This is a genomic window from Gilliamella sp. N-G2 (genome assembly GCF_002142215.1).
Classification (GTDB): Bacteria; Pseudomonadota; Gammaproteobacteria; order Enterobacterales; family Orbaceae; genus Gilliamella.
The window spans coordinates 1-7771 of sequence record NZ_NAST01000044.1; the positions used below are offsets into that span (position 1 = coordinate 1).

Annotated in this window: 8 protein-coding genes; 4 read left to right on the forward strand and 4 right to left on the reverse strand. The window is 31.0% G+C overall.

Annotated features, from left to right (window positions below; all coding sequences use genetic code 11):
* The first annotated feature begins 143 nt into the window (after window positions 1-143).
* The 3 genes from B6C99_RS12485 to B6C99_RS12495 all read left to right on the forward strand — a co-directional run bounded on the left by B6C99_RS12485 (window position 144) and on the right by B6C99_RS12495 (window position 2314).
* Window positions 144-536, forward strand: coding sequence for a hypothetical protein (locus tag B6C99_RS12485; RefSeq protein WP_086360126.1), 393 nt, complete (start codon window positions 144-146; stop codon window positions 534-536).
* 543 nt (window positions 537-1079) lie between these two features.
* A complete protein-coding gene (locus B6C99_RS12490) occupies window positions 1080-1928 on the forward strand; it encodes an endonuclease (RefSeq protein WP_086360127.1) in 849 nt (282 codons plus the stop codon).
* Window positions 1928-2314 carry a hypothetical protein gene (locus B6C99_RS12495; protein ID WP_086360128.1) on the forward strand — a complete coding sequence of 129 codons (387 nt, stop codon included), beginning with the start codon at window positions 1928-1930 and terminating at the stop codon, window positions 2312-2314. Before B6C99_RS12490 ends, B6C99_RS12495 begins: the two co-directional genes overlap by 1 nt.
* A gap of 309 nt (window positions 2315-2623) precedes the next feature.
* Here the strand turns inward: B6C99_RS12495 and B6C99_RS12500 are convergent, their stop codons facing one another.
* From B6C99_RS12500 to B6C99_RS12510, 3 genes are all read right to left on the reverse strand, one after another.
* The gene (locus B6C99_RS12500) at window positions 2624-3685 is read right to left on the reverse strand and encodes an alpha/beta fold hydrolase (RefSeq protein WP_086360129.1); all 1062 of its coding nucleotides are present in this window, start codon (window positions 3683-3685) and stop codon (window positions 2624-2626) included.
* 229 nt (window positions 3686-3914) lie between these two features.
* Window positions 3915-4421 carry an SCP2 domain-containing protein gene (locus B6C99_RS12505; RefSeq protein WP_086360130.1) on the reverse strand — a complete coding sequence of 169 codons (507 nt, stop codon included), beginning with the start codon at window positions 4419-4421 and terminating at the stop codon, window positions 3915-3917.
* Window positions 4422-6050: a Na+/H+ antiporter gene (locus B6C99_RS12510; RefSeq protein WP_086360131.1), complete on the reverse strand. Its 1629-nt coding sequence runs from the start codon at window positions 6048-6050 to the stop codon at window positions 4422-4424.
* 150 nt (window positions 6051-6200) lie between these two features.
* Between B6C99_RS12510 and recO the strand changes: the two genes are divergently transcribed.
* The gene (gene recO / locus B6C99_RS12515) at window positions 6201-6893 is read left to right on the forward strand and encodes a DNA repair protein RecO (RefSeq protein WP_086360132.1); all 693 of its coding nucleotides are present in this window, start codon (window positions 6201-6203) and stop codon (window positions 6891-6893) included.
* A gap of 72 nt (window positions 6894-6965) precedes the next feature.
* Here the strand turns inward: recO and B6C99_RS12520 are convergent, their stop codons facing one another.
* Window positions 6966-7703, reverse strand: a complete 738-nt coding sequence (locus B6C99_RS12520; protein ID WP_086360133.1) for a hypothetical protein — start codon at window positions 7701-7703, stop codon at window positions 6966-6968.
* Window positions 7704-7771: the final 68 nt, after the last annotated feature.

The following is a 7771-nucleotide window of genomic DNA, read 5'->3' on the forward strand; positions in this document are numbered from 1 at the left end:
GGTTAATAAATAGCTAATGTGCTTTTTATCTTATTTTATATAATATTTGTTGTTATTAACTAATCGTCTAAATTTATTTTATTTGTATTAGTATTGAACAAAGAGTTTAGAATCTTAAGAACAATTAATTTGGATGAATAATTATGTTATTAGTTTATCTTCAAGATGATGTAGTGATTGATGGAAATATAAAATTATTTCATTTTATTTTTACCGAGATTAAAGTATCAGATGATGTCGTCAGTATCGAATTTGTTCCTGATCTTATTGAAAAAAATGAACAAACTTCAGATGTTGATAAGCGAAATAAAGGTATAGCTCACTACTTTGGTTTTTATTTCGAAGAAGACGATGATAAGGAATTAATACATACTTATTTTGATTCAGCTATAGAAGCACATGTTGATAGAAGTTTTTATGATATATTTATACGTTTAAGACCGTTTATGATTGAGCACTATAAAGGGAATGATGTTAATCTTGTTGATTTAGCTGAAGATGGATTTAATATAAAAATAACCCATATCAAAAAATAGATTTATCATTATTTATATAAAAATTGTATGAAAACTAAAAGCTATAGACGACAGCAAGAACAACGTTCGATATTGAATTATCAGGAAAGCCTTTTATAAGCCTTTTTATTGTCTTTAAAGAAATTATTCGCCTCTACCGACTTGGTCGGCTCCTGACATATCAATAGCAGTTTGTTTGATCACTGCTATTTTATCGATACTTAATTTAAATCTTTTATTTTTATACTACAATTTTCGCTACTATGTAGATTTATTTTAGCTCTAATTAAAACCAATTAAACTATCTTGATTTTTTAGTTAAATTATTGTTATAATTAAATTAAATTTATAAAAAAACAACCTTTTGGCTATATTGTAAGCTATCAAGCTTACTAATTAGTAGCAGATAGTAGCAGAATTAAAATAATTATTTAACGGTGAGTCTTCTTAAGTCGATATCTAAAAAATAGTGTGATGTTATCAGCCATCTTGTTGATGATTATGCTTTTGAGCTAGCTTACATGGAATGTAAATAATTTATTATTTTAACATTGGTATTTTGAAATGGATTTCGCAAAAAAAATTAGTCTAGCTTTAGCTATTTGTTTCGTTTTGAGCGCAAATTGTTATGCTAAAAACTGTAAAAAGGGCATACCTTGTGGTAACTCATGTATATCAGCCAACAAAACATGTAGGATTGATTCTTATGCTGTTTTCGGTAAATCGCAACCAAAATCTGCTTTAGCTTCTGCTGAAGTTGAATCTTCAATAGTTGCAATTAGTAAGCAAAATTTTAACACCGCCAAAACTCATTTAGTTAAAATCTATAAAGAAAACCCTGAGCAAACAACATTTTATTGCGGATGTAACTTTTCATTTGACGGTAAAAAAGGTTCTATAGATTTTAGTCAATGTGGTTATAAACCAAGAAAAAATGAACAAAGAGCATCTCGTATCGAATGGGAGCATGTTATGCCTGCTGAAAATTTTGGTCGTCATTTGCAATGTTGGCAAGAAGGGGGGCGTAAAGGGTGTAAGCAGGATGCTATATTTAATGCAATGGAAGGTGATCTGCATAATTTACAACCAGCTATTGGTGAGGTGAATGGTGACCGATCTAATTATAGATATTCACAATTTACCAAAGAATTTAGTCAATATGGCCAATGTCAATCTGCAGTTGATTTTAAAGCACGAGTTTTTCAACCTAGACAACAAATTCGAGGCGTAATAGCACGAACATATTTCTACATGCAGAATAAATACAATATAAATTTATCTGATTCTGATAATAAGTTGATGATAGCGTGGAATGAGATGTATCCACCTAAACAATGGGAATGTGATAGAAATCGACAAATAGAAAAAATTCAGGGTAATGACAACAAGTTTATTAGTGAACAGTGTAAATAATGAAAACAAAAATTATCTTAGTTTTGGTCTTTTTTATTACAGTTATACAAAATGCATATGGTGCTGCTCATTATAGAACATATGTTCCCCGTGTTCGTACTTATTCTTTTCATACTTTCCATTCTAGTAGAGGAACGGGCAACGAAACACCGTTAGATAATATTTTTTTAAGTATTTTTATCATTTTCTTTCTTGGTATATTTTTTCTATCAGCAATATCGGTAATTCAAGAGTGTAAAGAAGCTAAAGATAAATTATCAGCAGAAGAGAAAGAAAAGCGTAATGAACTTGAGCGAATAAAATTAGAGGAAGCTAGAGCAATTAAAAAAGCGATGGCTCCTAAAGTCGAAGTGTATAAACTTAAGAAATATAGAAAAAAAAGATAAAATGTCTTGATTACTATTGATGTTTTAAGGTCATTATTAGCTAATAAATCGCTATATGTTTTTATTCGACATTATGTCTGATAACTATAACTTGAATAAAATCACTTTATATTTTATTTTTAATTATCTATATCAAAAGGTATTGTTTGATCTTTCAATAAGACTATATTTGATATAGTTAAAACATGATGAAATTTATATTGTTACTTTATTATGTTTGTTTTTGAAAAGTTATATTATCTTTGCATTACTAATCAGAATATTAAAAGTGAATATTGGGATATATTCACCTTTAATCGTTGTTTTAATTTAGTAATAGGTTTCAATTTCTTTTAAAAATATTTTTAATTCCTCAATCCAAAAGTTTGCATTCATCGTTGTATTATGGCCACTTGTTTTGTCACTGGCAGGAATTAGATAATATTTTGCTGCTACAATTTCTTTTAACGCTTTTTGCATCACTCCTGTATTTGGAGGATTTCTTTCATCATCTTCTGAATTAATGACTAAAATAAAAGCTTTTATCTTAGTTAAATCTTGAGTTGGATCAAAGTTTCTTGCCGCATCCCATTGATATAAAAAGTCATTAGCATCCATGCTAACACGTTCTTTTAACTTGTCTGATAATATTTCTTCTGTTTTTGCCGTATTATAGGCTTTATTTTGCCAAGCAATATCGCCACCATTAGTTGCTATGTCATAATAATGATAAACAGTTTGAAATTTTTCTGGTTGTTTAGTATAAAAACCATTGTTCCAATCAGGATCTTCTTTAATTGAATTGATAAGCATTTTTCTCATAATCCAATTTCGACTAGACATTGGGGCAGGGGTTGCTGCCATTGGAATTGCAGCTGTCATATAGTCAGGATATTTAGTTATCCATAACCAGGTGTTCATGCCTCCCATTGAGTTACCAATAATAAGTTCAAGGTGATTTATGCCTAATCCATTTTTCAATAGTTGGTATTGAGCATTAACCATGTCACCATAATCATAATGAGGAAAATTTCCTTTTAGTTCATCAGAAGGTTTTGATGATTTTCCCGTACCAATTGCATCAGGTAATATAATAAAATATTTTTCAGCGTCTAACGGTTTTCCTTTATCAAATAGTGCATGTCCGAAACTATCATTAAGCATAGAATTACCATCACCAGTTGTGCCATGTAAAATTAAAACTGGTTTACCCTTAGGATTTCCGAGTGTGACATAATGTATTTTTAATTTTTTGATCGTATTACCATCGTTAAATCGAAAGTTATTGATAATATAATCACCTTCATTTCTATTGTAAAAATCAGCACAAAACCCTGGCATAGCAATGATAAAGGAAATAAAAAATAATAGTGCTTTTGTTAGATTACTCATAATAGGTTCTCTCCATTATATTTTTGCAAAGCTAACATTGTTTTAACGGTAAGAGATGGGGCAGGTAGAGAATAATTAACGAGGTAATGATCCATCGTTAATATGCATATTAATTTAATCAATACTAATTTTTCAATAAAAAAATGATTACTATTTACTCAAAATAATTAATATCTAAATAATATCAGTTAATAAAAAAGGGAATTTATTATTCCCTTTTTAGTGTGATTCAGTTTTTAGGTGCATTTTCAATAATATCTGCTAATTTTTCCAGTGTTATTCTTAAAAATTTCGGCATAGCTTCTATTTCAATTGAATCCATTAGGTTTTTTACATAAAGCCCTAATTCTGTATCACCTTCAACAATTAGTCGACGTTGGAAAAATAGTGTATCAGGATCTTGTCTTCGAGTCGCAATCATAATCAAATCGTTAGCATTACCAATGAAACTAACATCAGGAATTTCTTCACGACTCACAATTAGTTTGTTGTCAATTAAGCTAACAAACCAAACTAATTGCAAATCTGTTACTTGTATTTTAAGCCAACGATTTTCTAAAAAATCAAGATCACCATCTTCTAGCGAATTTTTGAATTGTAATTGCAATAATTGTTCAATCGTTCGTTTTTTCAAGTTGAAAGGTATACAACGTAAAGTTAAACCTAACACTTGTGGTGCTTTATCGACAAATTGAGAATGAATTTTGCCAAGTAATTGGTGTTTGTTGCCAATCATTTATGCATCTCCAGAAATCATCTTCTCATAAATATCTAAATCTGTGTTCAGATGTTCATATGTTTCTTCACTTACTTCATTGCGAATTTTCATTTGAAGTAATGCTGTACGTTCAGCTCCAATCGCCACCAAACGCATACGTCTTTCTAGGTTTTCAGCCTCAAGCGCTTTTTGTTCTAAATCTTTTAGTCCTGTTCTACGTCTTAATGAACCAATTACCCTCGATCCTACTTCATGAATAATCTCTTGATCTAAACCCGCGTCAGAAGTTTCTTGTAAAAGACTAGATTGCATTTTTTCTAAATTAACAATTGCTTCTTCCGCCATTCGACCTTTAACAGTTAAAATTTCATTATCTTGTTCTGAATTATCAAGAATCACACTACCTCGTAATAGAATAGGTAATATAATGACTGCTGCAATCAATGACACCAGTATAATGCCAGCGGCTATAAATACCAATTGATAGCGCCCTCCAATAGTCATTGGGATAGATAATACACCTGCCAAAGTGATAGCACCACGAACACCAGCAAAAGTAGAAATCCAAAGATCTCGATTCGTATATGATCTAAATGCTAAAGGGCGTTTTGTACCGAAAGGCATTGTTGGCATATGTTTCATCGCCCATAACCATGCAAATCGAGTGCCCATCAATACTACAAAAACAAATAGAACAATCAAACACAATTGCCATAATTCAATTGAAGCATCGGTCTGATTTTCTGTGAAGGTGGTTGATAAGATACTTGGTAATTGAATACCTAATAAAAGGAATACAAAACCATTAAATACGAAAGTTAACATTGACCATGTGCTATCAGATTGTAGACGAGCAGTTAATGGTGCATTGCGCATCATACCAGATTGGTTTACTGTCATACCTGCACTAACAGCAGCTAGAATTCCAGAACAATGACATTCTTCAGCTATGATATAAGCCGCAAATGGTAGCAAGAATAGTAATACTATTTGAATAGCGGGATCATTATGAGTCAGTTGGTTTATTTTACGTAAGATACGTGCATATAACCAAGTAAACAAAACCCCAACCGCAAGTCCACCAATTGCAACTATAAAAAAGGTAATACTGATTTGTATCAAATTAAATTGCAAAGCTCCAGCAGCTATAGCAATGGCAAATTTTAATGAAACAAGACCAGAAGCATCATTCATTAAAGCTTCACCTTCAATAATTTCCATTTTTTCTTTTTCAATTCTTCCTTTACCAACAATTCCACTAAGTGCCACAGCGTCAGTAGGAGATAAAACAGCAGCTAATGCCATTGCAGCAGGCAATTCTACATTTGGAAGCATCCAATAAAGCAGATATCCAAGTGCAATAATAGAAATTACTACTAATACTAATGCTAATCCGACAATTTCTCTAAAATTGTAAACAAAATCTTTCACTGAAGTTTTTCGACCATCAGCAAATAGTAAGGGCGGTATGAATAATACGAGAAAGAGTTCTGGATCAAATTTTAAATACACACCCAAAGCAGCTAGAAGGCAACCCAATAATATTTGCATTAAGGGCAAAGGGATTTGGATCGGCAACATTTTTATAACAACACCAGAAAGTGATACAATTAAGACCAGAAGTAATATTGTTGAAAATAGTTCCATAGTTACTCTTTTGTTATTATCTTATAATTAACTATTGATTATATCGGATTTTTAACAAAATTTCAGATTAAAAATTACCTAAATTATACAAATTTTAATCACTCTAATTTTTTGAATAAAAACAAGCATTTTTATTAACGGAAATCATTGATGGAAAACTGGCAAAGAGCATTCGTTCTTCATACTCGTACCTATAGCGAAAGTAGCTTATTAGTTGACTTATTTGTTGAGAATGTAGGAAAAGTAACTATTCTAGCTAAAGGGGCTAGACGTAAAAAATCAGTATTGAAGGGAATTTTACAACCTTTTACACCATTGATTGTTCAGTATTCAGGTCAAGGGGAAATTAAGAATTTGCGCCAGGTTGAAGCAATATCACTAACACTACCACTTTTATCGGTTTTTCTATACAGCGCTTTTTATTTAAATGAGCTATTACATAGAGTCTTATTGGCTGAAACCGAAACTAATACGCTATTTGATGATTATTTGATGAGCCTACAACAATTGGCACAACAAGTGCCGGCTGAAAATGTGTTGCGTGCTTTTGAATTGGCATTACTTGAGAATTTAGGCTATCACGTTGACTTTTTTCATTGCAGTGCAACGGGCGATGATATTGTTGAAACCATGTATTATCAATATCAATCAGAAAAAGGTTTTATTAGTAGTTTGCTACAAAATAGTACCAGTTTCACAGGCGAACAAGTCTTATCTTTGGGTAAAAGAGAGTTTCTAACTATTGATACACTTAAAGCTGCTAAACGTTTTACTCGAATGGCTTTAAAACCTTATGTAGGTACAAAACCTTTTAAGAGTAGAGAGTTATTCTTGAAAATTTAGATTTTTTATTTCACTATTCCACCAATGATTATTGGTGGAATAGTTTATTAACTTTAATTTACTCGATTAAACTTAGTATCTTGGTGGTTTAGCATATTTGCTATTATAACTATCGGCAGGGAAAGCGTTAGAATTCGGTGATTTCTTATATTGATTACCATTTTCCAATTGGAAAATCGCTGTACCAATCACCCCAATATTGTTCGCTGAACCTTCATCAGTATGATTCGCATAAGCTTTAGATGCTTGCGAAAATGTAAATGAGGCAACTTCACGCTCATTTTTTCGAAATCCTTTAATTGATAGCGTACTATACGGTCTTAAAATATAACCATTATTGTTCAATGAACCTGCTTTTCCGTTGATAACATCTAGTCCATCAACAGTTGTTACAATTTCATAAGTATTTCTTGAATAATTGACATAATAAAGTTGATAATTTTTGCCCGCTTCACCAGACATATTGATTTCATCATCCTGTTTAAAAAGCGACCATTTATTATTGTTATCATCAATTATTGACATACCAACATCGCCATTAAGCATAAGTTCTTGAACTTTTTTTCCATGCACAAATGCTTTCTTAGAATAATGAATTACTGCAACGTCTATTGGTGTGTTATTAATACGTGCTAATTTAACTTCTCGAACATGAGATTCGACCCCATCGCCCCATTGCGTTCCAATACCTCTATCATTTGAAGTATTATTTAAAGTATTATTTGTATTGATTGCCTGTTGACATCCACTTAAAAATAAACTGATTAAGCCAATCACTAATACATTATATATGTTATAAAATTTATTCATTAAGATTTCCTTTTCTAATTATGTTAAGTAATTATATATACATTATTATATATTTGAATATTATATAA